This window comes from Peribacillus sp. TH27 (assembly GCF_016650915.1).
GTDB classification, from domain to species: Bacteria; Bacillota; Bacilli; order Bacillales; family DSM-1321; genus Peribacillus; species Peribacillus butanolivorans.
Window position 1 is genome coordinate 4,056,206 of the sequence record NZ_JAEKEV010000002.1, and the last position, 25,246, is coordinate 4,081,451.

Here is a 25,246-nt window from a genome sequence, read left to right on the forward strand (position 1 = left end):
CCCGAACATGCAAGAAATAATAGCAAACAGACGATTTTCCCCTTGGATTAGGTAAAATCGTCTTTTCCATTCCAAAAATACTAGCAGGAGTTTTATGTATACAAGTAGTTAGGAAGTTAGGAAACGCGTGTGCCCAAGGAATAACTGGTCTCAGGTTCATGGGGGAGTCCCTATGACTATTAAGTAGCTAACGTAAAACCAGATTCGACAATGATTTCTTTGCTGTTGTAAGATGAATGAAAAAGCCAGAAAAGGGGTGAATGATTTGGTTCTATTATTACCGTCGTTGATTGAAAAAGTAGGGATCATCGTGATTGCTGCATTCCTGCTTTCTTATATGAAACCCTTTCGGCAAATGATTGGTCATGAACATCAAATGTCAAAGAAAATCATGCTCATAGCACTTTTTGGGGCATTCGGAATTATAAGTAACTATACAGGAGTCGAAATTGGGAATCATGTAATACCAGAAAGTGTTTGGCATACTGAGATAGCTCCCGATAACGCTATTGCGAATACGCGGATCATGGGAGTAGCAATCGGTGGTTTGCTAGGGGGACCATTTGTTGGTTTAGGTGTCGGTTTGATTGCAGGGTTGCACCGTTATTCTCTTGGAGGTTTTACAGCGGGGGCTTGTGCGATAGCAGCAATTTTGGCTGGAGTCTTATCGGGGTTTTTAGGTAATAGGCGCCGAAAGTATGGGATGATCACTCCCTGGTTTGCTCTTCCTATTTGTATGGCCTTAGAAGCGATTCAAATGGTCATTATACTATTAACCGCTAAACCATTTGAAAGGGCGTGGGAGCTCGTAGAAGTAATCGGACTCCCTATGATTATTATCAACGGGTTTGGCACTTTGCTATTTATGCTCATCATTCAATCCACTATGAGGGATGAAGCACGGACGCGGGCTGTACAAACGAACCTTGCGTTTTTGATTGCTGATCAGACATTGCCTTATTTCCGACAAGGATTAAATCAAACTTCCTGTAAGAAAATAGCACAAATCATTTTGGGGCTGACTGAAGCCGACGCTGTGGCCATAACCAATGAACACAGTGTCCTTGCTCATGTGGGTGCTGCTTCTGATCACCATGTCCCAAAGGAGGGAATAGCTACAGGCTTAACAAGAAAAGCCCTTGAACAAGGCAAAATTATTATAGCTAAAACAAGAAAGGATATTTATTGTTTCCATGAACTTTGTCCATTGCAAGCTGCCGTAGTCCTGCCATTGCAAGTCCAACAGAAAACGGTCGGAACTTTGAAGATGTATTTCAAGCATCCCGATAAATTAAGCCAAGTAGAACAAGAGTTAGCTGAGGGATTGGCGAAACTATTTTCCACACAATTGGAACTAGCCGAAGCGGAAATGCAAACGAAATTATTAAAAGATGCTGAAATCAAGGCTTTACAGGCCCAAGTCCACCCTCATTTCTTGTTTAATGCGATCAACACGATATCTGTTTTATGCCGGACTGATGTAGAGAAAGCAAGAAATTTATTGTTGGAGCTAAGTGCCTTTTTTCGTAGCAATTTACAAGGTGCTCGTCAAATACTAATTCCGCTTGAAAAAGAATTAGAGCATGTCAACGCTTATTTATCACTAGAGCAGGCCCGATTTCCAAATAAATATCATATCGTGTATCGAATTGAGCCAAGTCTTAAAGAAGTTCTGTTGCCTCCATTTACGTTACAGCCACTTGTTGAAAATGCGATACACCATGCCTTTCCACATGTGAAGAGCAATGTTGAAATTATCATTCATGTATATTTTAAAAACGAAATGATGTGTATTGTTGTAGAAGATAACGGGAAAGGGATTTCAAGCGAGAAATTAGATGAATTAGGTAAACATGCTGTAAAATCTAATAAAGGAACAGGAACCGCCCTTTATAATATCAGTGAACGGCTAGAAGGTATATATAATGGTCATGCCAGCCTCTCTATTGAAAGTGAAACTGGTCATGGAACACAAGTGAAAATATCAATCCCACTTAACGAAAAAGGAGTATATGTCAACGATGATGAAAGCATTTATCGTAGAAGATGAACCACTGGCAAGAGATGAATTGAAATATCTTCTGAAGAGAAGCAGACAGGTTGAAGTTGTGGGCGAGGCTGATGGGATAGAAGAAGCCATGAGGGATATCCCTCGATTGAATCCTGATCTTGTCTTTTTGGATATTGAGCTTGCGGAGGGAAATGGTTTACTATTGGCTAAACAATTAGTAGAACTAGACCCTGCGCCTTCGATTATTTTTGCGACGGCTTATGACGAGTTTGCCCTTCAAGCCTTTGAATTATATGCTTTTGATTATCTATTAAAGCCATTTAATGAAAAAAGAATTCGTCAAACTTTGGATAAAATTATGAAACTCCATAAGATCGGGGAAGACGAATCTAGGATAAAATCTCCTGATAATCGAACCGCGGTTGAACAAACAAGTAAATTGGCTGTTGTAATAGATGATCGGATTGTCTTGATTGATAGGGACAACATTATATTTTTAGGATTCATAGAAGGAAAGACAATCATTAAAACCGAGGATAATGAATATAAAATAGGTGACCCTCTCATTGTGCTTGAAAGGAAGCTCGACAATCGCTCTTTTTTACGCGTGCATCGCAGTTTCATTGTAAATATTGTCCATATATTAGAAATACAACCTTGGTTCAACTCGACTTATAACCTCATTATGAGTGATGGATCAAACATTCCAGTAAGTCGCACATATGTGAAAGAGCTAAAGCAGCTTATTGGTTTTTAATATTTTAACAATTCTGCATTTTAACTTCTTTATTTTGCAACCCATCCCTCATTATTTGCATTATAACTTGAAAACCATTTGAATCCGCTTTCATTGTGATATCATCATTTTACGATGTAAGAAATAGAGGGGGTTCAAAAATGAATGCGGTTCCAATCGTCATAGGCTCCATTTGTATTTTAATGATTGCCTACCGTTTATACGGGACATTCATAGCACTCAAAGTGTTAAAGCTCGATGATTCTAAGCCGACTCCGGCTCATAAATTAGAAGATGGAAAAGATTATGTACCAACAAATAAATGGGTGGCATTTGGCCACCATTTTGCAGCCATTGCAGCTGCTGGTCCACTTGTGGGCCCCATCTTGGCTGCACAATTCGGCTATTTGCCAAGTTTATTATGGCTTTTAATCGGAGCTGTAATCGGGGGAGCCGTCCATGATGCCGTGGTGCTTTTTGCGTCCATGCGTAAAGACGGTAAATCCCTATCGGAAGTAGCGAAAGAAGAACTTGGACCTGCAGCAGGCTTCTGTACAGGACTAGCGATGCTTTTTATCATTACTATTACGATGGCAGGACTTTCAATGGTCGTTCTGCATGCTTTAGAAAATAACCCATGGGGGACCTTTGCTGTTGGGATTACAATTCCTATCGCAATGGGTGTTGGGATTTACCATAAAAAAACTGGCAATCTAAAAGGTGCCACCATTGTCGGGTTCGGGCTCATTATGGCCGGGATTTTACTTGGGCCTAACATTCAAGGTACAGCACTTGGGGAATTATTGACACTAGAAGCAAGCACACTTGCTATTATTCTACCAATCTATGCTTTCTTCGCAGCCGCATTACCGGTTTGGCTGCTGCTCGCACCGCGTGATTACTTGAGTACATTTATGAAAATTGGTGTGTTTGCCGCATTGATAATCGGCGTTTTCGTGGTAAATCCAGAGATACAATTTCCTGCGGTTACGGAATTCATTAATGGCGGAGGTCCGATTGTTGCCGGTCCGGTTTGGCCATTTATTTCAATAACCATTGCCTGTGGTGCCATTTCAGGATTCCATGCATTTGTTGGATCAGGCACAACTCCAAAAATGTTAAATCGCTGGAGTGATATAAAATCCGTTGGTTTCGGTGCGATGCTTGTAGAATGTGTAGTTGCCATTATGGCATTGATTGCTGCAGTTTCCCTGCAACCAGGCGATTATTTTGCCATTAACTCCTCACCTGAAGTATTTCAAACATTAGGCATGGAAACCGTACATCTTAACGAACTTAGTGAGGAAATTGGCATTAATCTTGAGGGAAGAACAGGTGGGGCAGTTACACTTGCTGTTGGGATGACCTATATTTTTACCGAAATTCCCTTCTTTGACAAGTTGGCTTCATTTTTCTTCCAATTCGTCATCATGTTCGAGGCGGTCTTTATACTAACCGCAATCGACTCTGGGACACGTGTTGCCCGTTACTTAATCCAGGACTTCTTCGGAGAGTTTTATAAACCATTAAAGAAAGTCGACTGGTTACCGGGTAACATCTTCGCCAGTGCGTTAGCCTGCTTTATTTGGGGCTATCTTCTCTACTCTGGTGACATTGGTTCAATTTGGGCACTCTTTGGTGTATCAAATCAGCTTATGGCCTCGATTGGACTCATCATCGGTGCGACTGTCGTCTTAAAAATTGCAGACAAACGTTGGTATATATGGACATGCCTCGTACCTCTTGCCTACTTATATGTAACGGTTAATGTAGCGGGGTACTGGATGGTAAGAAACGTATACTTAAATCCAGAATCTGCAGGATTTAGTATCTTAAATGGTGTATTATCTATCACCATGTTATGCCTAGGATTAGTCATTCTTATTTCAGCCTTGAAAAAATGGCGGGAGCTTTGGAAGATCCCACAAGCCGAACTTTTGGAAAAGTCAGCATAATGTTAAAGAATCCGGGCGAAAGTTGCCCGGGTTTTTTAGATTCATTTATATCCAATCAACTTCAAAAGAATATTGTGAACAGAAAAAAAACGACCTAATGTCTAAAATATCTAAACAGTATATCGGTTAAAAAGCTTTTATTTCCCGATTCATGACATTTATTTTAAAGTAAAGGAACTTGAGCCTGAAAAAGGAAAGTATCAATAACCCCAACTTTGTTAATGATAACAAATGAGGAGGTGTGATACTATGGCAAAAGATGTTCTATGTGAAGTGAATAATTGTAAATTTTGGGATTCTGGAAACAAATGTAGTGCTGATGCTATTTATGTAGTTAGTAATAAAGGGAAACAAGCATCTAATAGCGAAGAAACTGATTGCAAAACATTTGATCCAGAAATTTAAATCATCGGGGGTAACCATCATACTGGTTACCCTTCTTTATTTATATTATTGATAACAATTATCATTTTCATTCAAGATTATAGAAATTCATTTTATTTTTTCTGCATGACCTCGTGAGATTGATCGAAATATTAGAGAGATTGAGCGATATCCTCGAGTTTGGGCGATAAATTCGAGAGTTTGAGCTGTTTACTCGTGAATTTAGCAGTTTTACTCGTGAGTTTGAGCTGTTTACTCGTGAATTTGGCCGTTTTGCTCAGAGTTCGCACTTTACTCGTGAATTTAGCAGTTTTACTCGTGAGTTTGAGCAATTTACTCGTGAATTTAGCAGTTTTACTCGTGAGTTTGAGCTGTTTACTTGTGAGTTTGGCCGTTTTGCTCAGAGTTCGCACTTTACTCGTGAATTTAGCAGTTTTACTCGTGAGTTTGAGCAATTTACTCGTGAATTTAGCAGTTTTACTCGTGAGTTTGAGCTGTTTACTTGTGAGTTTGAGCTGTTTACTCGTGAGTTTAGCAGTTTTACTCGTGAGTTTGAGCTGTTTACTCGTGAGTTTGAGCTGTTTACTCGTGAGTTTGAGCTGTTTACTCGTGAGTTTGGCTGTTTCACTCGTGAATTCGCACTTTACTCGTGAATATAGCAGTTTTACTCGTGAGTTTGAGCAATTTACTCGTAAATTTAGCAGTTTTACTCGTGAGTTTGATCGATTACTTTTGAAATGGTCAGCCCATCACCGATTGGAATAAGCAGGGATTCTAATTGAGGATGATTGGCCACAGTTTCATTGAATGTCTTCATAAATGCAGTATAATGTTTAGGTTCAGCATCCTGATCCGCCACACTGCCTCCCACAAGTACGTTATCCATGACGATTAAAGCACCCGGTTCCGCCAGTCTAATGCAATATTGCAGGTAATTTTCATAATTGTCCTTGTCAGCATCTATAAAGAAAAAATCAAATCGCTTGTTATCACCAACGAGTTTTTCAAGGCTTTGCAAAGCTGCTCCGGTCATATATGATACTTGATCGCCAAAGCCAGCTTTGGATAGATTGGCATAAGCTAACTTTGCGTATGACTCTTTTAATTCAAGGGAGGTTAATTTTCCTTCGCTGCCGAATCCCCTGGCAAGGCAAATTCCGCTATAGCCCCCAAGAGCTCCTATTTCCAAAACATTTTTAGCTCCTGAAATGGATATAAGCATGGTAAGAAGTTTTCCAGATGAGGGAGATACCGATATGGACGGCATTCCATTTTCTTGTATGGTCGTAATGACTTCTTCCAAAAGAGCATCTTGGGTATAAAACAATGAATCGATATAACTGTTAATTTGTTTCATTCATTTCAATTCCTTTCTCATCATTATTGGAAGCTTCCTTTTCTTCACTTTTCTTATCGGCTGCCTCACTTTCTTGTATTTCAAATAATTGAATAAATTCGTTGATTAACATATCAATGGCTTTCAATTCACCGACTAAGATTTGGTTTATGGATTGAAACTCTGGTTTATCTAATTGCTCCTTGATGGTTGAACGTTTAAGATTCATCATTTCTAAAAAAGCAATTGCCCTTCCGCGGCGAAACGTTTTTGGACCACGATGGTGTGAACCATGCTCTTTTCCTTTGTGATGCTCACCACGGTGATGTCCCTCTCTCTTGAAATCCTTGAATTTTTCATTTTTCATTATAAAACCCCTTCCTGTGTATACGATTGTATACATATCGTTATGTTTATTATTGTATACAATCGTATACATATTGTCAATTTGGATTCAAATATTTACGCATATCGTGGTATGCTTGGTAAATTTAATATTAAGAAATGTATGATCTTCAAGCTTACATGTAATTCTTTTATTTATAAGGTCCAGGTAAACAAAGAACCCGTTTATATCTTCTGGAAAAACATCATTATAAAAAGTAATGGTAACAGGCTAAATGAATTCCATAGAATAATCCTATAGTAGTCTAGTGAAGGGAAGTAAAAAATATACGTCTTATTTATTAAACCTACATACGTACATGAACGAAAAAATCTTAAACAAGTGAATGCCGTAATGTGCACAAATGTTTATAGAGTATATTGTTGTGCAGTCCATGTGACAACAATCGGACTTAGAAACGATTCATTTTCAATAAGAAGTAAGATATCGTAGAAGCAGGGAGAGGGATAAGAGAATGTTTTTAGATGAAAGAAGCGCCAATTTACTAAAACTATTACAGCATTCGCCCATTTCAAAAATGAAAGAACTTGAAGCACAAACCGGTCTGACAAGAAGGCAAATACAATATGGCCTGAATAAAGCGAATGACTGGCTCCAATTTCAAGGATATCAGCCCATTCAATATAATCGTGAAACAGGCTATTCCTTTTCTGGAAACATCAGAGATGAAGAATTGAACGTAAAACTGACAAAACGCAATTATATATTTTCAGAGACAGATAGAGAAAAAGTATTTTACCTCATGATTTTACTAAGCCAGGAAGAATTATCGGTCTATCATTTCCAATCGATCACAGGGCTTTCTCGAAATACTGTGTTGAAAGATTTAAAGCGGCTTAAGGAGAAAAACAAGAACATAGCGCTTAAGATCCAGTATTCCAAACAAGATGGTTACGTGATGAAGGGTGAAAGTCGATTAAAGAGATATATCATCGAACATCTCGTACATGATGTACTGAACAGCCCAAATAGTGAATTGATCTTGGAGTGCATATGGGGAAATCAAGAAAAACAAATAAGCTCAATCCGGTTACAGCTTGAAAGAATCGAGCGTAAATTGGGCATTACCTTTACGGATGAGCGGCTTTATGAACTGACATATTTGTTTTTATGTACAGATCAGCTCATTGGAAAAGGAGAAGAATTACAATCTGATCAGAGCTGGGCGCCTTTTGTTACAACTGAAGAATATAAAATGGTTGAGGAAATGACCAAAACCGATGCTTTTCAATCAATATGGAGCGAAACGGAAAATTTATACGCAACCTTACATTTACTAAGTATGAATAGAACGAAGGATATTTCCCCTCTTAAGGATGATGAAGTCATTCAACATCTTTTGCAGGAGATTGTGGAAGAGTTTGAGAGATTGGCTTTTGTTCATTTACATGATAAAGAACAGCTATGCCAACAATTGTACGTTCATTTTAAACCGGCTTATCATCGTCTAAAATATGGGCTCCCACAAATGAATCTGATGACAGAACGGGTGCAGAAGGTCTATCCTGAACTGCATCATCTGACCAAAAAATCTCTATGGTTATTAGAAAAAGAGATTGGCCGTTCAGTATCTGAAGAAGAAATAGCATACTTTACTATTTATTTTGGCGGATGGCTGCGCAAGCAAGGGACAACATTGGATGATCGAAAAAGAGCGATTGTTGTATGCCCGAATGGTATAGGAATCAGCAATATTCTCATTTATACATTGAGAGAATTGTTTCCGGATATTTTGTTTCTGGATGTTTTGTCTGTTCGAAATGCCGCTGAGTATCAACTGTCGTACGATCTTGTTTTTTCAACGGTGCATATGAGAACAAAAGCAACTTTATTTGTTGTACCGCCTATTTTAGAAATGCAGGACAAACATAAGCTGCGTCAGCAAGTCATGCAGGAATTGTATGGGTATACGACGGACAATGTAGATGTTGCAGCATTATTAAAAGTCATTTCCAAGTATGCAACCATTCATGAACCGGATCAGCTTGAAAAGGCACTTCAATCAAATGTGTATAATCACACACCAAAAGTAACCCAATTTTCTTTAAAGGAGGCAGAGAAGCCTGTGTTAGAAGAATTACTCAACATACAAACGATTCAATTAAAGTCGCATGTTTCAGATTGGAAAGAAGCCATTCAAGTCGCGGCCAAGCCTCTCGTGGATTTAGGAACTGTCGAAGAGCGATATGTGGAAGCCATGATTGAGGCTATCGAAACGAATGGCCCATATGTGGTCATCACGCCTGGAGTGGCTATACCTCATGCGCGTCCGGAGCAGGGAGTTCGCTCTTTATCCATGAGTCTATTGAAATTGGACGAACCTGTGGACTTCGCACCAAATAAACCGGTCCGGCTGATTATTGTTTTGGCAGCTGTAGATAACGATTCGCATTTGCGGGCATTAATTCAGCTCACTCAATTATTGAATGAACCAGCTAATATTGAGGAGATTTTACAGACTGCAGATAAATCTGTACTTATGGAGTATGTTCATAAATATTCAAAGGAGGAAGCGGAATGAAAATCATGGTAGTGTGCGGAAACGGATTAGGCAGCAGTTTCATAATGGAAATGAATGTGAAAAAAGCATTAACGGAAATGGGAAAAACAGCGGAGGTAGATCATACAGACCTTACATCTGCAAAAACAGTGCAAGCGGATATTTTCCTTGGAGCAGCGGATATTGTAGGCCAGCTAGATGATGGAACCCGAACAATCGTTACGCTTGAAAATATGATGAGCATTCCTGAAATCAAATCTAAATTAGAGTCGCATTTAGGATAAAAAAAGGAGAGATTGATATGAAGAAAATCATGGTAGTGTGCGGGAACGGATTAGGCAGCAGTTTCATTATGGAGATGAATGTGAAAAAGGCATTAACGGAAATGGGAAAAACGGCGGAGGTAGATCATACAGATCTAACATCCGCAAAAACGGTACAGGCGGATATTTTCCTTGGAGCAGCGGATATTGTAGGTCAGCTTGATGATGGGACTCGTACGATTGTTACCCTGGAAAACATGATGAGCATTCCTGAAATTACATCGAAATTAGCGTCACATCTGTAATTTAAAACAGAATGAAGAGGGGGAGAGGCAATGCTGGAACTGATCATGAATGACATCTTAGGTACACCTTCCATACTAGTAGGGCTGTTTGCTCTCATTGGCTTGCTGTTACAGCGAAAGTCCAGTGCTGATGTTGTATCCGGAACGCTAAAAACAGTTATGGGCTTCATTATCATTGGAGCGGGAGCGACAGTACTTGTTGGCGCCCTTGATATATTCAGTCAAATGTTCGATCATGCGTTCAATGTTCAAGGCGTCATACCAAATAACGAGGCCATTGTCGCAGCAGCACAAAGTGATTTTGGTACTTCGACTGCACTTATTATGGTATTTGGTATGGTTGTCAATGTTTTACTAGCTCGTTTCACGCCATTTAAATATATATTTTTAACTGGCCATCATACATTATTTATGGCTTGTTTAATTGCGGTGACCCTGTCGGTCGGAGGGCTTAACGGTGTTCCGCTTATCCTGGTCGGTTCTATTATATTAGGGGTATGCATGGTGTTGTTCCCTGCTATCCTTCAACCATACGTACGGAAGATTACCGGAAGCGATGATTTTGCCATCGGCCACTTTGGAACGATCGGGTATTTTGTTTCCGCTACTGTTGGAAAATGGTTTGGAAATAAGGAAAAGACGACGGAGCAGATTAAGGTTCCTAAATCTTTAGGATTTTTAAGGGACACTTCAGTCGCTGTATCATTAACGATGACATTGTTCTTTGTGATTGTTGCGTTGTTTGCGGGTCAAGACTATATTGAAACGAAACTATCCGGTGGTTCTAACTTCATCGTATTTTCATTCATCCAGGCCATTACATTTGCGGCCGGTGTGTACATCATTCTTGCGGGGGTACGGATGTTAATTGCTGAAATCGTTCCTGCCTTCAAAGGGATTGCGGATAAAGTGGCACCTGATACAAAGCCAGCGTTAGATTGTCCAACCATCTTTCCATTTGCTCCAAACGCAGTGATCATCGGGTTCTTATTCAGTTTTTTAGCTGGACTATTATCCATGTTCCTTCTTCCGGCAATAGGATTAAAAGTTATCGTTCCAGGGCTCGTACCACATTTCTTTACCGGGGCAGCTGCCGGTGTATTTGGAAATGCTACGGGTGGCCGACGTGGAGCGATGCTAGGATCATTTGCCAACGGAATCATTATTAGTTTTCTGCCGGCGGTTCTCTTGGTCTTCTTAGGAGATGTAGGGTTTGAAGGTACCACATTTGGTGATTCAGACTTCGGTGTGGTTGGTCTCTTAATTCTAAGTATTATGAAACTATTAGGATTATCTTAATCTGATATTGAATAAGGAAAAAATCATATATCTGCCAACAGCCTAAGATCTTATAGATAGTAGGCTGTTGGTATTTTTATTACATAATAGAAATTTATCATTTCCCGCCAGAAGACTCCCTCTTCAAGCGTGTGAAGGGCGAGAGCCCAACGGTAAGGGGGAGATGAATGGCCGGTTGGCATAAGCCAAAGTAATCTTTTGACAAACGTATGTTCCTTGGTTAATAATAACTATAAGGGGGTGAAACCAATGGTCGTAAACAAAGCTTATAAATTTCGAATCTATCCAACTAAAGAACAATTAGTTCTAATCAATAAAACGATCGGCTGCTCCCGTTTTGTCTATAACTTCTTTTTAGGCAAACAAAAGGAGAAAGATGCCTACTGGTATATCTGTGAAGAAATGAAGCAGAACGGCCAATTACCCTCTAATGAATGGAAAGGTTCTTTTCTGAATAAATACGCAACAATCAAAGAACTTCCAGCTTTAAAGAAAGAGTATTCTTTCCTGAAAGAAGTAGACAGTATTGCCTTACAGAAATCGGTGGAAAATCTAGCAGATTCCTATAGTCGATATTATAAAAAGCAAAACAGGTCACCACGCTTCAAATCGAAAAAGAATCCTATCCAGTCCTACACGACTAAACATACGAATGGAAATATCGGAATAATTGGAAACAAAATCAAATTGCCAAAACTCGGTCTAGTTCGTTTTGCTAAAAGCCGCGAAGTCGAAGGGCGAATCATCAATGCCACAATCAGGCGGAACCCTTCGGGTAAATATTTCATTTCCGTTTTAGCCGAAACCAATGTACAAGTACTTCCTAAAACGAATCGTTCGTGCGGTGTAGATGTTGGTTTGAAGAACTTTGCTATTCTTTCAGATGGTACGGTCTATCAAAACCCAAAATTCTTCCGGACGGTCGAAAAAAAATTGGCCAAAGCACAACGGATTCTTTCAAGGCGACAAGAAATAGCCTTGAATCAAAATAAACCATTGACTGAAGCCAAAAACTATCAAAAACAAAAACGAAAAGTGGCTATCCTACACGAAAAAATTTCAAATGCCCGAATGGATTACTTACATAAAGTTTCTACCGAAATCATCAAAAACCACGATGTTATTGGAATGGAAAACTTTCAAGTGTCGAATATAATGAAAAGTCACAAACTAGCTAAAGCTATTAGTGAAGTATCTTGGTACCAATTCAAAAAAATGTTGGAATACAAAGCAAAATGGTATGGTAAACAAATCGTGACCGTATCTAAAACGTTTGCTTCTAGCCAATTGTGTTCTAGCTGCGGTTACCAAAATAAAGACGTTAAACATCTGAATCTTCGTGAATGGGATTGTCCTTTTTGTTCTACTCACCACGATCGAGATATTAACGCAGGACTCAATCTAATGAATGAAGCCATAAGGCTTCTAACCGTAGGAACTACGGGAGTAGCCTAATTAAAAATTGGCCGATAGGCTAATGTTCTTAGGAATCCCCCACTTCAATCAGACCATAAGGTCGATAAGTGGTGGGTAGTTCAAGAGGTGATGGTATGGATTATAAAGTAATTGTACTAGATTTGGATGGCACGACACTGAATGAAATGAATACGGTGAATGAGACACTGAAAAATTACTTAATCGAACTTAGAGAAAGTGGAAAGTTGATTTTTATTGCAACGGGAAGAACGTTAAAAGAAGTAAGAGACGTTTTGCCGGCTGATTTGAAAGTGGATGGAATGGTAACTGCGAATGGAATGTCTGCATTTATTGGAAAGAAGCAGATTGTCGAACACACTCTGTCGCCTGAACTTGTGGAAGAATTGGTCGCCAAAGCAGGAGAGGGAGAGATTTATTACGAAGTTCATCCGAACGACGGATCACGGATGGCATTACTTAAAGATAAAGTCTTTATGGTTAAACAGGGTTTGGGGCCCAAGCCTGCAACAGTCGAAGAAAATGAATGGCTATCAAGACAGGATGCAATGGATGGGAAAATCCACTGGTCAGAACAATTAGATATAAAAAGTGTCGCCAAAATCTACTTTTTCAGCAATGAAATGAATGTCATTCGGAAATGGAAAGCAGATTTGGAAAAGATCAAGCAGTATAATGCTTTTACGACTGCTTCTTCTACGCATCACAACGTGGAAGTGACTGTGGAAGGTGTCTCAAAAGCAACAGGCGTTCAAATATTACTGAAGCATTTCCAGCTAGCACCGGAAAATATCCTGGCAGTAGGCGATGGAGAAAATGACCTCCCTCTATTTAAACTCGCTGGGCATTGTACGGCCATGAAAAATGCCACTGACCTTGTCAAAGAACAAGCCGATGAAGTGACAGAGTATTCTTATAGAGAAGATGGCTTGTATCGCTTTTTGAAGAAAATGTTTCAATTACCTTAAGAAAGAACCCCTTGCTGTAGAGGAAGTACCCATAACGTTCATCTATTCTATGTGTCAATCAATCTGACTTATGTAAACTTTAAAAACCCTAACTATCTCTTTTAGTTAGGGTTTTTTACGGAATTTCTAGGTCTACTTCAAGCCTTGCCTAATCCTTTCTTTTATAATCTAACCGGTTTACGTCACGAATCAGTGGTTAAAACTGTAAACGATAAAATGCATGCAGGTTGTCTTAATGGTCATAATGATTTTTAATCACAAAACTTTTTTAATATTGACGGTATCAATCCCTGACTTTATCATAACAACAGTAATGATAATCATTTTCAATTATGATTATCTCGTTGGAGAATTAGTTAAATAGGTATAGAAGACACAAGGGGTGCAAAAAATGCGAGGATTTAATAAAGTAAGAACATTTGGAGGGGGAATATTAATCCTGTTATTTACTATTATGATGTTGTTAACAGGATGTAATACCTCTCAAAAAACGACAGAAGCAGAGAAGAAACAGAATTCTGCCGAAACAAAAAATCAAGAAATAAGAACAATTAAGCATGAAATGGGAGAAACAGAAATTCAAAATACTCCTACAAAAATCGTTACACTTGAGTTATCTTTCGTTGATTCTTTAAATGCTCTAGGAATAAACCCTATTGGAATTTCAGATGACAACAAAAAAGATATGATTACAAAACTTGTAGGTAAAGAAATAGATTATACTTCTGTAGGAACACGTGAACAGCCTAATTTAGAGGTTATTAGTTCTTTACAGCCGGATTTAATTATTGCAGATGCTGAGCGACATAAAGGTATTTATAAAGATTTACAGAAGATTGCTCCTACCGTTATCTTAAAAAGTCGGGAATCTACATATCAAGAAAACTTGGATTCTTTTAAAACGATTGCAAAAGCAGTAAATCAGGAAGAGGCCGCAGAAAAAAGGTTAAGTGAGCATGAAAAAACGATTAAGGAACTTAAATCAAAGCTTAATGTTAATTCAAATATGACGGTTTTACCTGCAGTTGTTCGAGATACTTCATTCCAAGCTCATACTTCTTCTTCTTATGATGGAGAATTGCTTGAACGTCTGGGATTGAAAAATGCTATTCAGCAAGAACAACCACATGCTGAGATGAATCTAGAGCAGCTTGTCGAGATTAATCCAGATGTGCTACTTTTAGCGAACAATGAGGGTAAGTTACTTACTGATGAGTGGAAGGACAATCCTCTTTGGAAAGACCTAAAGGCTGTAAAAAACGGACAAGTTTATAGTGTTGATCGAGATTTATGGACGAGATACCGTGGTGTTGTATCCGCGGAGGCTATTGCTAAAGACACTTTAAAAATGCTAGATGAAAAATAAAGGAACAAAAGCGAAGTAAGAGATCTAATTCTTACTTCTCTTTCTATTAGTTATAAATTTTGTTAGGAAGTGTGTTGTATAGTCAATGGATACTGTAGTTAGAAGTAAAATGAAAGTGTATTGTACGGCTATAGCTGGAATAGTTTTGTTAATTTTAGGAGTTATAACAAGTATTTCTGTGGGAGCAGCTGATATAGATGTAGCAATGGTTTTGAAGTCCTTTTTTGAGGTGGACTCGTCTAAAGAACAGACTATTATAAGGACTCTTCGTTTACCTCGAGCTTTAGTTGGAGCATTAGTCGGTGCTAATTTAGCGGTGGCGGGTGCTCTTATGCAGGCTATTACCCGGAATTCATTAGCTTCTCCACAAGTATTTGGTGTTAATGCCGGTGCCTCATTTTTTATTGTGACATCTTTTGTTTTTTTTCCTAACCTCTCTTCTGTCTCTCTAGTTTGCATTGCATTTATTGGTGCAGCAGTGGGAGGAATGGCAGTCTATTCTTTTGCTTCGGGAGGAGGAATGACACAAGTAAAGCTGGCATTGGCCGGAATGGCTGTTCACTTTTTTTTATCTTCTTTAACGCAAGGTATGATTATCTTTAATGAACAAGCGAAAGATGTGCTCTATTGGTTAGTAGGATCTATTAATGGAAAAACATGGACGCATGTTAACATGATTCTTCCATGGTCTCTTTCCGGGCTATTTGTTGCTGTATTGTTCTCTCGATCTGTTTCTATCCTTGTATTAGGAGAAAATATGGCGCAAGGACTTGGGCAACGGGTGTATCGAATCCGCATTTTAGCAGGGATATTGGTAATTATCTTGGCAGGATCTTCTGTGGCAGTCGCAGGCCCAGTGGGCTTTATTGGATTGATTATTCCTCATATTGTTAGGAGACTAGTGGGGGGAGATTATCGAAGAATCATCCCTTTTTCTGCATTATTCGGCGCTTTACTCTTAGTTTATGCAGATATTCTCGCTCGGTTTATCGCCTATCCTTTTGAGTCGCCGGTAGGAATTGTAACAGCTATAATCGGTGCGCCATTCTTCCTTTACTTAGCGAAGAGAGGCAGGAATATTAAACAATGAAACTAAAACAAAGGTTTGTGTTGAAACCAAATGTGTACCCTTATTCAATTCTCCTTCTGCTGATGGTAACGACGCTAATTTTATCAATGGTGAGTCTAGGGTTAGGGGCCATTTATATTTCACCTTTAGAAATTATACAAAATTTATTAGGAGATGGCATTCAAAGTCAGACGTTTATTCTGCACAACTACCGAATACCTCGTATTTTGATTGCTGTGATAGTAGGTGCGGGATTGGCAACAGCTGGAGCTATTCTGCAAGGTGTTCTTCGAAATCCATTGGCTTCTCCTGATGTGATTGGGGTAACAAAAGGGGCAGGATTGGCAGCGGTTATAGTAATTGTTTTATTTCCAAAATCGCCAATTATCATTCTACCCCTTTCAGCTTTTATCGGAGCGGCTATCATGGCGGCAATTTTGATGATATTTGTTTATAAAAAAGGAGCTCAACCAAATACAATAGCTTTGGTGGGAATTGCTCTAGGGGCAATATGTCAAGCGGGCATTGAGTATTTTATGGTCAAGTTCCCAGATGATGTGAATACGACACTCTTGTGGTTGACAGGTAGTCTATGGGGAAGAGGATGGGATCAAGTATTTATATTGCTTCCATGTCTTATTCTTGTCCCGGTATTAATTGGATTAACTTCTAAATTGGATGTACTGAGCCTTGGAGACGATATAGCTACAGGTCTCGGTGAAAGATCAAAAATTCTACGATTTATATTACTAAGTGTTTCTGTAATTTTAATTGGAGTATGTGTTGCTGCAGTTGGTTCCATCGGGTTTATTGGTTTAATTGCCCCTCATATTGCTCGAAGAGTAGTAGGATCTAAATTTAAGGTTTTACTTCCTGCTTCAGCTCTCTTTGGTTCTATCTTTCTACTCGTTGCTGATAGCCTAGGAAGAGGACTGTTTCCTCCAGTAGAAATACCCGCCGGAATAATCACAGCTGTGATTGGGGTGCCATATTTTTTATATCTATTACGTCGTGAACGAAAAAAAGCATAAGGAAGGCGGGAGATTATGACAACATTATCGGCAGAGAATCTTTCTCTCTCTTATGGAACAACTCAAATCCTGGATAATATCGATTTAGAAATTCCTGAAGGTAAGATCAGTATTATCATTGGTTCTAATGGTTGTGGCAAATCTACTATTTTACGGTCTCTAGCTAGATTATTAATACCGCAACAAGGTACGATCTATTTAGATGGAAAAGCTATTCATCATCAATCTTCCAAGGAAGTTGCAAAGAAATTGGCTATTTTACCCCAAGCTCCGGAAGCTCCTGAAGATATAACTGTTAAAGAGCTATGCTATTATGGGAGGCATCCACATAAAGGCTTATTTTCCAGACAAACTCCAGAAGATCATGCTATTGTAGACCGTGCGTTATCTGCAACAAAAATGACTGATTTTGCTGATCGTACATTGGATGCACTATCTGGAGGACAAAGGCAAAGAGCGTGGATTTCAATGGCTTTGGTACAAGATACGGATCTTTTACTGTTAGATGAACCGACAACGTATCTAGATTTAGCACACCAAATTGAAATATTAGAATTACTACGAGATTTAAATGTAACTTATGGGCGTACGATTGTCATGGTTTTACATGATCTAAATCAAGCCGCACAGTATGCTGATCATCTAATTAGCATTGTTAAGGGAAAAATCTATAAAGAGGGACATCCTGAAACAGTGTTTACAAAAGATATGATTAAGGATGTCTTTGGACTAGATTGTTGTATTATTGAGAACCCTGTTGATCAAACGCCACTTTGTATTCCAATTGGTTTATCTCAAGATAATTAAAAGTATTTTGGTTCTGGTGCAAAATCTACTCCCTAGAAACATAGATTCTCAGTTTCCATAAAATTGCCAGCTTATGAAGTTTACACGAACGATTATTTAAAATTTTTTCACCAATGAAGTCCAGGTATCTTTTCCGCGTTTGACTCATGGGACTTCTAAAAGAAGATGGATAAAAATCACAATCTTATATGTAAGTACAGAACCTATTTTGATTAGCTCTATTTCAAAATGGGTTCTTTCTGTTTGATGATAAGGGGGCAATTTTTCTAGGTTTATTTGGACAGTAATCTTGATGGGGATTTGGATATCAGGCAGTGAACGTGTTTCAAAGAAGAGGAAGAAAGAAATGGAGAAAATCGAAATTCAGAAATTGTAATGTTCTGTTATAGAGAGTGGATAACTTAATTCATTAAATGATCAGACTATTTATAAGTTGGCTAGGGAATATGACAAGGAATCTTTAAAAAATCATCATACAATAGAAGAAACTTGTCAAAAAGAATCCTTTGCAAAAGGCAGCATCTCACCAAGTGATCTTAAGGATCATGCTCATCGATTGCAACCATTTCTATTTGATTCCAAAGATTTTCTAATCTTTTTGATAATATAACCAACAAAAAGGGGCTTCTTCAAGCAAAACCACTGTTTACGGTGGTTCAGCTTGAAATATTCAAATAAACCACCTACTGTTCCTGATGATAAACTTTTAGGGAAATAATTATTTTGTGGTTCTGGAGCGAAAATAAACAGATAGCAAAAACAAAATAATCTCAGTTAATGGGATTATATAATCATACTTAAAGTTGAATTTCTATGATTAGAATATTCTGTATTTTGGTTATATCTATTTATTTTGTTGAAAAAATTTGAGGTTGATTAAGAATCCATTACGGCCTTAGCCCAATGAATCTCTTGTCACATATTGTTTATAGCAGTTTCTTTCCAATTCTCGCTTAGCTCTAATAAAAGCAATAAATTGTATCATTTCCTCTTCAGAAAGAGATATTCCATCGACAGCCAGCTCCAAATTTAAGGGATCCGTTAATTCCATGAATTGAACGGACTCTGTGGAAATCTCTTTAGGCAGAAAAGTTGAATGTTCAACTCTACCTAGAATGTAGTCAATCGAAGTATCAAATAAATCAGCCATTGACTTAATAGATTCTAATGATGGACGACGATATCCGGACTCGTAACCTGCATATGTACTCTTGGCAATCCCGAGTCGATCAGCGGTGTATTGCAATGACCATCTTTTTTTCTTTCTTAATGAGATAATTCTGTTTAATATCATTTTCCAGTACTCCTTCTTTTTCTTATTCTTATACCATTATAATAATATAAAATGTACGCGAAGCGAATAATATTTTGCTTGATTTCCCTCTTTTATAAAATTATAATACAAATAGCATTCGCGGAACGCGAATTTTAATGAAAAATGCATTTATTTCTGTCGTTATACTTATAGTAATTGTAAATACCGGTATAGGTAAGTTATAGAGGAGGTATAATTATGAAGAGGTTGATGCTTCTCACGACTGGTGGTACAATTGCTTCGTTAGAAGGGAAAAATGGACTGGTTCCAGAGATGAAAGCTGATGAAATTTTAGGTCATCTACCGGGTTTAGATTTACTCTGTCAGATTGATAGTAAGCCTTTGATGAATATTGATAGTACAAATATGCAACCGGAATATTGGTCTGAAATGGCAAAATCCATCCATGAACACTACCATGATTACGATGGCTTTGTAATCACCCATGGGACAGATACAATGGCCTACACTTCAGCTGCGCTCTCATATATGTTACAAGATGTAGAGAAACCAATTGTGGTTACAGGGTCTCAAATCCCAATTGCCTTTAAAAAAACAGATGCCAAAAGAAATATCTCGGACGCAATTCGGTTTGCTTGTGAAGGGATCGGAGGAGTATATGTAGTTTTTGATGGTAGAGTCATTCAGGGAACAAGGGCCATTAAATTGAGAACGAAAAGCTATGACTCGTTTGAAAGTATTAATTACCCTTATGTTGCTACTATATATAAAGATAAAATAGAGTATAATAAGTCTGTTCATTTATCAAAGAATAAGGAAGTTAAATTAGATACTTCCCTTTGTACAGATGTTGCTTTGGTAAAGTTACATCCTGGAATTAAGCCAGAATTCTTTGATTTTCTGAAAAACGAATATCAGGGGATTGTAATAGAAAGTTATGGAAGCGGCGGTATTCCATTTCACGGAAGAAACATTTTGGAGAAATTGAATGAATTGGCAGAGTGTGGAATATCTGTTGTCATTACTACTCAATGTTTAGAGGAAGGGGAGGATATGGATATATACGAAGTGGGGCGTAAAGTAAATCAGAATGTAATCATTCGTTCCAGAAATATGAATACAGAAGCCATCGTTCCTAAATTGATGTGGGTATTAGGCAAGACACAGGATCCACAAAAGGTGAAGGAAATGATGGAAACACCAATTGCAGAAGATATTACATTTTGAAACATGGGGGAGCAGGGGAAATGATGATAGACGAGAGAACATGCCGAATTGAGAAAGACTTTCTAGGTGAAAAGGAAATACCAGCAGATGTTTATTATGGAATACAAACTATGCGCGCTGTAGAAAATTTTCCGATTACCGGTTACAAAGTCAATGAAGAAATGATTCGTGCACTAGCCATGATAAAAAAAGCAGCCGCTTTAGCAAATATGGACACAAAACGTTTGTATGAAGGAATTGGAAGCGTTATCGTTAAAGCTTCAGATGAAGTGATTGATGGAAAATGGCATGAATATTTCATCGTTGATCCAATTCAAGGTGGCGCGGGTACATCGATGAATATGAATATCAATGAAATCGTTGCGAACAGAGCGTTAGAATTAATGGGGCACGAAAAAGGTGACTATGCAAAAGTTAGTCCAAACAGCCACGTTAACATGTCGCAGTCAACCAATGACGTATTTCCAACTGCTATTCATTTATCAACACTACGACTATTAGAGCAGTTAATAAAAACAATGACAAAGATGGCGTCAGTTTTAAAGGCAAAAGCAAAACAATTTGATCATGTTATCAAAATGGGCCGTACACATCTTCAAGATGCAGTGCCAATTCGTCTCGGCCAAGAATTTGAAGCATATAGTCGCGTGCTAGAGCGAGATATAAAAAGAATTAGTCAATCACGTCAGCATTTATATGAAGTGAATATGGGAGCAACAGCTGTTGGAACTGGATTAAATGCAGATCCACGTTATATCGAAAATGTTGTTACTTATTTAGCTGAAATTAGTGAATTGCCACTTGTAGGTGCAGAACATTTAGTAGATGCAACACAAAATACGGATGCCTATACTGAAGTGTCAGCTGCATTGAAAGTATGTATGATGAATATGTCTAAAATTGCTAATGATTTACGTTTGATGGCATCAGGGCCAAGAGCTGGGTTAGGTGAAATCTCGCTTCCGGCACGTCAACCAGGTTCATCAATAATGCCAGGAAAAGTAAATCCAGTAATGCCAGAATTAATTAATCAAGTTGCTTTCCAAGTAATTGGGAATGATAATACGATTTGCTTAGCATCAGAAGCAGGACAATTAGAATTAAACGTAATGGAGCCTGTACTTGTATTCAATTTATTGCAATCAATTAGCATTATGAATAATGCATTCAATGTCTTTACAGATTATTGTTTAGAAGGTATTGAAGCGAATGAGCAACATTTAAAAGATTATGTCGAACAAAGTGTTGGAGTGATTACAGCAGTCAACCCGCACCTTGGTTACGAAGTGGTTTCACGTATTGCACGTGAAGCGATTTTAAAAGGCAAATCAGTTCGCGAACTTTGCTTACAGTATGATGTGTTAACAGAAGAAGAATTAGATTTAATTCTAAACCCTTATGAGATGACAAAGCCTGGTATTGCAGGTGCTTCTCTTTTCGATCGAGAATAACTTTAATATATAGAATTTTTATTGGAAGAACTATGCCTATTATGCCCTAAAGGTTAAAGGCATAGTTCTTGATTTTTTTATTCTTAATTTGAACTTTTGAGTTAGCCTTTAGTGAAGGCTAACTTTTTTTAGATTTAGAAGCTATTTTGGGGGCAGCATTCTACCAAGACCCCATAGAAACGCATTGACTACTCCTAGAATTAAAGGCTAAGGAAACTAGGATGTTTCTGATATTACGTCCTTTGTTCAGAAATTTAGGGAAATATCATAGGCAAGTGTAGTATAAATTTAACTTGTACATGACAAATGTCATATGCTAGTCATGACACCAGGTACTAACAATGTCATTTTCCTTCCTTTATAATATGAAGTAACAACAAAAACAAAAGGAAGTGCATTTGAATAATGACCATACAAAATACTAAAAACTTGAGAAAACAAGTTGCTCCTTTTGAACAATCAACCACAAAGGAAAGTATATGGCAGATTATCAATACGTTGGGGCCATTTATTATCTTATGGTACTTAACATATATAAGCCTTTCCGTTTCTTATTGGCTAGCATTAGTTCCAGCCGTGATAGCTGCTGGCTTCTTGACACGAATTTTCATTATTTTTCATGATTGTACCCATCATTCATTTTTTAAAAGCCGCCGTATCAATAGAATAGTGGGGACAGCTATGGGTGTTTTAACGTTATTCCCGTTTGATCAGTGGGGGCATGAGCATTCTGTTCATCACGCTACAAGTGGTAATTTAGATAAGCGAGGTACGGGAGATATTTGGACACTTACGGTGGATGAATATTTGGCAGCACCACTTAAACTACGTTTAGCCTATCGTTTTTATCGCAATCCATTGGTAATGTTCGGAATAGGTCCAATTTATGTTTTCCTTCTTAAAAATAGATTTAACCGAAAAGGTGCTCGAAAGAAGGAAAAAATGAATACCTATTTGACGAATGTACTAATCGTTGTTTTAGTAGGATTACTTTGCTTGGCAGTTGGTTGGCAGTCGGTTCTTTTAGTACAAGGTTCCATATTCTTAATATCAGGTTCAGTAGGCATTTGGCTGTTTTACGTACAGCACACATTTGAGGATTCTTATTTTGAAGAAGATAAGGAATGGGAATATGTAAAAGCAGCAGTGGAAGGAAGTTCTTTTTATAAGCTTCCAAAACTGATGCAATTCCTTACTGGTAATATCGGATACCATCATGTGCACCATTTAAGTCCAAGGGTACCTAACTATAAACTAGAAGAGGCACATAATAATACCCTTCCTTTAAAGAACGTACCAACGATTACTCTTGCTACAAGTTTACGGTCAATCCGTTTCCGCCTGTGGGATGAGGAAAATAAGAATTTTATTGGCTTCAAAGATTTAAGATATGTAGCGGAAAAAAGTGTTTCTGCTAAAGTGAAATCTGAGATTTAACTGCACCATTTATGGACAGACTCCCCTTGATTATAGGGGGAGTCTTTGATTAATATAAAACTGCCCGGTAAGGAGAGAACTTAAATGATTCGAATTGTAATTGCAGAGGATCAGGAAATGCTGTTAGAGGCAATGAGTTCCCTACTTAATTTTGAAGATGATATTGAAGTTGTCGGGCAAGCGCGTAATGGAGAAGAGGCACTTACACTTGTGCACCAATTACAGCCGGATGTTTGTATCATGGATATAGAAATGCCTGAAAAGAGTGGACTTGAGGCAGCAGAAGCTTTAAAGCCATTTGATTTCAAAGTAATTATTTTAACAACTTTCAGGAAAAATGGTTATTTTCAACGTGCGTTAAAAGCTAATGTAAGAGGATATTTATTGAAGGACAGCCCAAGCGACGAGTTAGCCTGTTCGATTCGCAGTATAATGGATGGAAAGCGAATTTACTCCCCCGAACTTATAGATCATGCTTCCAACAATAATGAACAGGATATGGGAGTGTTAGGACTGTTGGCCGATGCTCAAACCACAATTGAACCCTCTAATCAGCAAGGTAACACAATTGGGACTGTAAGAAAATATTTATCAACAATCAAAGATAAAATGAAATTACCAACCGGTTAGAAATTATTAACTTCACCCAAAAATAAACAACTTCTCAGGAATCTACTTGTGAGATTTATGTTGTAATAGATTAAAAATTCTTTTTGAACTCTTTTTCTATTGTGGAAAGGAGTTTTTGTTTTTTTTATGACTGAAGGAGAAGAGTCACGGGTCGAAATCCTTCAAAAAACCGCAAGTATGCTGACCAACACTTTGCTTAATGTGTCATTCATTGCCATACATACACTTATGTAAAATTGTTGTAGCTTAGGTAATATGAAAAAGGTTTCTGTTTTGGTTGGAATATCAGTCTAAGAGAAGGCAGAACATAAAGGAAATTAAAAGGAACCTGAATCAATCGGTTCCTTTTAATTTTTCCTCATATTGTAAAATCTAATTAGAAGCATACGTGAAGGTTTATTCGTTAATAATTTTCAACTCTTTCAGAACATCTACTGTAATCGTCTTTGCTTTGCTTCCGCTTCCGTTAATGTTCGTTGCAAAGACCCATTTCCCTTTGTCTGTTTCGATGTAACCTACATACCAGCCTAATCCCAGATCGGAAAGGCGTGTACCTGTTTTTCCGTGGAGAACATATGAGTCTGCTTCTTCATTAATCATGATTCTCTTTACTGTTCTCATATGCTGTTTATCAAAGGGTAGTTTTTCTTCTACGAGGTTCTCCATAAAACGAGCTTGTTCTTGGGCAGATATTTTTATGCTGCTGTCAAGCCAGAAATGATCAATCCCACCGGATATATCCCTGTTACCATAATTGATTCGATTCACGTATTTCTGCATATCCTCTGCACCAATATCTCGGGCCATTTCTTGATAATACCAGATCACTGAATGTCTCATGCCTGAAGCCAGGGTATGATCCCTGTTCCAATCCTCAAATTCCCTAAGTACACCATCCCAGCGCTTCACTTCATATTCATCATGTACGGCTTTTGTCTGTAAGCCGATTAATGCATTTGGCACTTTAAAAGTCGATTCTGGAGTAAAGCGCACTTTACTTCTCTTTTTGTTATAGATATATACCTTATCAGTTTTAATGTTTTGTATTACGGTTGTCCCTTGTACCCCATCGAACGATTCCCCAACTTGCAGTACTTTCACCTTCTGGTTGTTTGCACTTACTTGAATGCTGCTCATTGAACCACTAAATTGGAGTACAATAAGCATTAGAAATACCTTTAGGGTTTTCATTTCACACTCTCCTTAAAGTCATGGATTGATGGATCAGCAGCAATGCAGGCCTTCATTACTGCAATCAAAAATAGTTAACAAGATTTGATAGCTAAAGTATACTTATTTCCGTTGAGAAACTAAACGATGTTTTTCTTATGCTGTGCCCATACAGATTAGAAGGG

General features: G+C 38.1%; 21 protein-coding genes and 1 pseudogene. 18 read left to right on the plus strand and 4 right to left on the minus strand.

Annotated elements, in window-relative coordinates; genetic code table 11:
* The first annotated feature begins 265 nt into the window (after positions 1 to 265).
* From JFU24_RS20950 to JFU24_RS20965, 4 genes are all read left to right on the plus strand, one after another.
* Complete coding sequence (locus JFU24_RS20950; RefSeq protein WP_201250397.1) at positions 266 to 2,050, plus strand: sensor histidine kinase; 1,785 nt, start codon at positions 266 to 268, stop codon at positions 2,048 to 2,050.
* Positions 2,022 to 2,768: a LytR/AlgR family response regulator transcription factor gene (locus JFU24_RS20955; RefSeq protein WP_056520044.1), complete on the plus strand. Its 747-nt coding sequence runs from the start codon at positions 2,022 to 2,024 to the stop codon at positions 2,766 to 2,768. The genes JFU24_RS20950 and JFU24_RS20955 overlap by 29 nt, the downstream gene beginning before the upstream one ends.
* A 140-nt stretch (positions 2,769 to 2,908) precedes the next feature.
* Positions 2,909 to 4,702: a carbon starvation CstA family protein gene (gene cstA, locus JFU24_RS20960; RefSeq protein ID WP_201250398.1), complete on the plus strand. Its 1,794-nt coding sequence runs from the start codon at positions 2,909 to 2,911 to the stop codon at positions 4,700 to 4,702.
* Between the two features lie 249 nt (positions 4,703 to 4,951).
* The gene (locus JFU24_RS20965; RefSeq protein WP_082527361.1) at positions 4,952 to 5,107 is read left to right on the plus strand and encodes a DUF1540 domain-containing protein; all 156 of its coding nucleotides are present in this window, start codon (positions 4,952 to 4,954) and stop codon (positions 5,105 to 5,107) included.
* Positions 5,108 to 5,792: 685 nt separating this feature from the next.
* Here JFU24_RS20965 and JFU24_RS20970 read toward each other — a convergent pair.
* Both JFU24_RS20970 and JFU24_RS20975 read right to left on the minus strand, forming a co-directional pair.
* Positions 5,793 to 6,443, minus strand: a complete 651-nt coding sequence (locus JFU24_RS20970; protein WP_056520039.1) for an O-methyltransferase — start codon at positions 6,441 to 6,443, stop codon at positions 5,793 to 5,795.
* The gene (locus tag JFU24_RS20975) at positions 6,430 to 6,789 is read right to left on the minus strand and encodes a hypothetical protein (protein WP_201186685.1); all 360 of its coding nucleotides are present in this window, start codon (positions 6,787 to 6,789) and stop codon (positions 6,430 to 6,432) included. The genes JFU24_RS20970 and JFU24_RS20975 overlap by 14 nt, the downstream gene beginning before the upstream one ends.
* 493 nt (positions 6,790 to 7,282) lie before the next feature.
* Between JFU24_RS20975 and JFU24_RS20980 the strand changes: the two genes are divergently transcribed.
* The 10 genes from JFU24_RS20980 (at position 7,283) to JFU24_RS21025 (ending at position 17,870) form a co-directional block, all read left to right on the plus strand.
* A complete protein-coding gene (locus JFU24_RS20980) occupies positions 7,283 to 9,349 on the plus strand; it encodes a BglG family transcription antiterminator (RefSeq protein WP_201250399.1) in 2,067 nt (688 codons plus the stop codon).
* Positions 9,346 to 9,612: a PTS sugar transporter subunit IIB gene (locus JFU24_RS20985; RefSeq protein ID WP_056520029.1), complete on the plus strand. Its 267-nt coding sequence runs from the start codon at positions 9,346 to 9,348 to the stop codon at positions 9,610 to 9,612. The genes JFU24_RS20980 and JFU24_RS20985 overlap by 4 nt, the downstream gene beginning before the upstream one ends.
* A gap of 17 nt (positions 9,613 to 9,629) precedes the next feature.
* Entirely contained in the window at positions 9,630 to 9,896 is a 267-nt protein-coding gene (locus tag JFU24_RS20990) for a PTS sugar transporter subunit IIB (protein ID WP_053347686.1), read from the plus strand.
* Between the two features lie 30 nt (positions 9,897 to 9,926).
* The gene (locus JFU24_RS20995) at positions 9,927 to 11,195 is read left to right on the plus strand and encodes a PTS ascorbate transporter subunit IIC (protein ID WP_053347685.1); all 1,269 of its coding nucleotides are present in this window, start codon (positions 9,927 to 9,929) and stop codon (positions 11,193 to 11,195) included.
* A 249-nt stretch (positions 11,196 to 11,444) separates the two neighbouring features.
* Complete coding sequence (gene tnpB / locus JFU24_RS21000; RefSeq protein WP_201250400.1) at positions 11,445 to 12,650, plus strand: IS200/IS605 family element RNA-guided endonuclease TnpB; 1,206 nt, start codon at positions 11,445 to 11,447, stop codon at positions 12,648 to 12,650.
* Positions 12,651 to 12,745: 95 nt separating this feature from the next.
* Positions 12,746 to 13,597, plus strand: coding sequence for an HAD family hydrolase (locus JFU24_RS21005; RefSeq protein WP_201186681.1), 852 nt, complete (start codon positions 12,746 to 12,748; stop codon positions 13,595 to 13,597).
* Between the two features lie 391 nt (positions 13,598 to 13,988).
* A complete protein-coding gene (locus JFU24_RS21010) occupies positions 13,989 to 14,963 on the plus strand; it encodes an ABC transporter substrate-binding protein (protein WP_201250401.1) in 975 nt (324 codons plus the stop codon).
* Between the two features lie 85 nt (positions 14,964 to 15,048).
* Positions 15,049 to 16,053 (plus strand): FecCD family ABC transporter permease, encoded by a 1,005-nt coding sequence (locus JFU24_RS21015; protein WP_201186677.1) that lies wholly within the window; start codon positions 15,049 to 15,051, stop codon positions 16,051 to 16,053.
* Positions 16,050 to 17,063, plus strand: coding sequence for a FecCD family ABC transporter permease (locus JFU24_RS21020; RefSeq protein ID WP_201223053.1), 1,014 nt, complete (start codon positions 16,050 to 16,052; stop codon positions 17,061 to 17,063). The genes JFU24_RS21015 and JFU24_RS21020 overlap by 4 nt, the downstream gene beginning before the upstream one ends.
* A gap of 15 nt (positions 17,064 to 17,078) precedes the next feature.
* On the plus strand, positions 17,079 to 17,870 hold the full coding sequence (locus tag JFU24_RS21025; RefSeq protein ID WP_057214114.1) for an ABC transporter ATP-binding protein: 792 nt from the start codon (positions 17,079 to 17,081) through the stop codon (positions 17,868 to 17,870).
* A gap of 895 nt (positions 17,871 to 18,765) precedes the next feature.
* Here the strand turns inward: JFU24_RS21025 and JFU24_RS21030 are convergent.
* The gene (locus tag JFU24_RS21030; RefSeq protein WP_201186675.1) at positions 18,766 to 19,164 is read right to left on the minus strand and encodes a helix-turn-helix domain-containing protein; all 399 of its coding nucleotides are present in this window, start codon (positions 19,162 to 19,164) and stop codon (positions 18,766 to 18,768) included.
* Positions 19,165 to 19,383: 219 nt separating this feature from the next.
* Here JFU24_RS21030 and JFU24_RS21035 point away from each other — a divergent pair, with 219 nt between their 5' ends.
* From JFU24_RS21035 to JFU24_RS21050, 4 genes and pseudogenes are all read left to right on the plus strand, one after another.
* Positions 19,384 to 20,373, plus strand: a complete 990-nt coding sequence (locus JFU24_RS21035) for an asparaginase (protein WP_053347682.1) — start codon at positions 19,384 to 19,386, stop codon at positions 20,371 to 20,373.
* A gap of 20 nt (positions 20,374 to 20,393) precedes the next feature.
* Positions 20,394 to 21,824, plus strand: coding sequence for an aspartate ammonia-lyase (gene aspA, locus JFU24_RS21040; protein ID WP_053348174.1), 1,431 nt, complete (start codon positions 20,394 to 20,396; stop codon positions 21,822 to 21,824).
* 405 nt (positions 21,825 to 22,229) lie between these two features.
* On the plus strand, positions 22,230 to 23,261 hold the full coding sequence (locus JFU24_RS21045) for a fatty acid desaturase (RefSeq protein WP_053347681.1): 1,032 nt from the start codon (positions 22,230 to 22,232) through the stop codon (positions 23,259 to 23,261).
* Positions 23,262 to 23,345: 84 nt separating this feature from the next.
* A pseudogene (locus tag JFU24_RS21050) lies at positions 23,346 to 23,917 on the plus strand (response regulator).
* A 370-nt stretch (positions 23,918 to 24,287) separates the two neighbouring features.
* Here the strand turns inward: JFU24_RS21050 and blaOXA are convergent.
* Positions 24,288 to 25,082 carry a class D beta-lactamase gene (blaOXA, locus tag JFU24_RS21055; RefSeq protein ID WP_201186673.1) on the minus strand — a complete coding sequence of 265 codons (795 nt, stop codon included), beginning with the start codon at positions 25,080 to 25,082 and terminating at the stop codon, positions 24,288 to 24,290.
* Between the last annotated feature and the right edge of the window lie 164 nt (positions 25,083 to 25,246).

What these genes read in the sequence shown, in the direction of transcription:
- JFU24_RS20955 (WP_056520044.1), top strand. Translation starts at nt 2,022, where the DNA reads ATGATGAAAGCATTTATCGTAGAAGATGAACCACTGGCAAGAGATGAA.
- cstA (WP_201250398.1), top strand. Translation starts at nt 2,909, where the DNA reads ATGAATGCGGTTCCAATCGTCATAGGCTCCATTTGTATTTTAATGATT.
- JFU24_RS20965 (WP_082527361.1), top strand. Translation starts at nt 4,952, where the DNA reads ATGGCAAAAGATGTTCTATGTGAAGTGAATAATTGTAAATTTTGGGAT.
- JFU24_RS20970 (WP_056520039.1), bottom strand. Translation starts at nt 6,443, where the DNA reads ATGAAACAAATTAACAGTTATATCGATTCATTGTTTTATACCCAAGAT.
- JFU24_RS20975 (WP_201186685.1), bottom strand. Translation starts at nt 6,789, where the DNA reads ATGAAAAATGAAAAATTCAAGGATTTCAAGAGAGAGGGACATCACCGT.
- JFU24_RS20980 (WP_201250399.1), top strand. Translation starts at nt 7,283, where the DNA reads ATGTTTTTAGATGAAAGAAGCGCCAATTTACTAAAACTATTACAGCAT.
- JFU24_RS20985 (WP_056520029.1), top strand. Translation starts at nt 9,346, where the DNA reads ATGAAAATCATGGTAGTGTGCGGAAACGGATTAGGCAGCAGTTTCATA.
- JFU24_RS20990 (WP_053347686.1), top strand. Translation starts at nt 9,630, where the DNA reads ATGAAGAAAATCATGGTAGTGTGCGGGAACGGATTAGGCAGCAGTTTC.
- JFU24_RS20995 (WP_053347685.1), top strand. Translation starts at nt 9,927, where the DNA reads ATGCTGGAACTGATCATGAATGACATCTTAGGTACACCTTCCATACTA.
- tnpB (WP_201250400.1), top strand. Translation starts at nt 11,445, where the DNA reads ATGGTCGTAAACAAAGCTTATAAATTTCGAATCTATCCAACTAAAGAA.
- JFU24_RS21005 (WP_201186681.1), top strand. Translation starts at nt 12,746, where the DNA reads ATGGATTATAAAGTAATTGTACTAGATTTGGATGGCACGACACTGAAT.
- JFU24_RS21010 (WP_201250401.1), top strand. Translation starts at nt 13,989, where the DNA reads ATGCGAGGATTTAATAAAGTAAGAACATTTGGAGGGGGAATATTAATC.
- JFU24_RS21015 (WP_201186677.1), top strand. Translation starts at nt 15,049, where the DNA reads ATGGATACTGTAGTTAGAAGTAAAATGAAAGTGTATTGTACGGCTATA.
- JFU24_RS21020 (WP_201223053.1), top strand. Translation starts at nt 16,050, where the DNA reads ATGAAACTAAAACAAAGGTTTGTGTTGAAACCAAATGTGTACCCTTAT.
- JFU24_RS21025 (WP_057214114.1), top strand. Translation starts at nt 17,079, where the DNA reads ATGACAACATTATCGGCAGAGAATCTTTCTCTCTCTTATGGAACAACT.
- JFU24_RS21030 (WP_201186675.1), bottom strand. Translation starts at nt 19,164, where the DNA reads ATGATATTAAACAGAATTATCTCATTAAGAAAGAAAAAAAGATGGTCA.
- JFU24_RS21035 (WP_053347682.1), top strand. Translation starts at nt 19,384, where the DNA reads ATGAAGAGGTTGATGCTTCTCACGACTGGTGGTACAATTGCTTCGTTA.
- aspA (WP_053348174.1), top strand. Translation starts at nt 20,394, where the DNA reads ATGATGATAGACGAGAGAACATGCCGAATTGAGAAAGACTTTCTAGGT.
- JFU24_RS21045 (WP_053347681.1), top strand. Translation starts at nt 22,230, where the DNA reads ATGACCATACAAAATACTAAAAACTTGAGAAAACAAGTTGCTCCTTTT.
- blaOXA (WP_201186673.1), bottom strand. Translation starts at nt 25,082, where the DNA reads ATGAAAACCCTAAAGGTATTTCTAATGCTTATTGTACTCCAATTTAGT.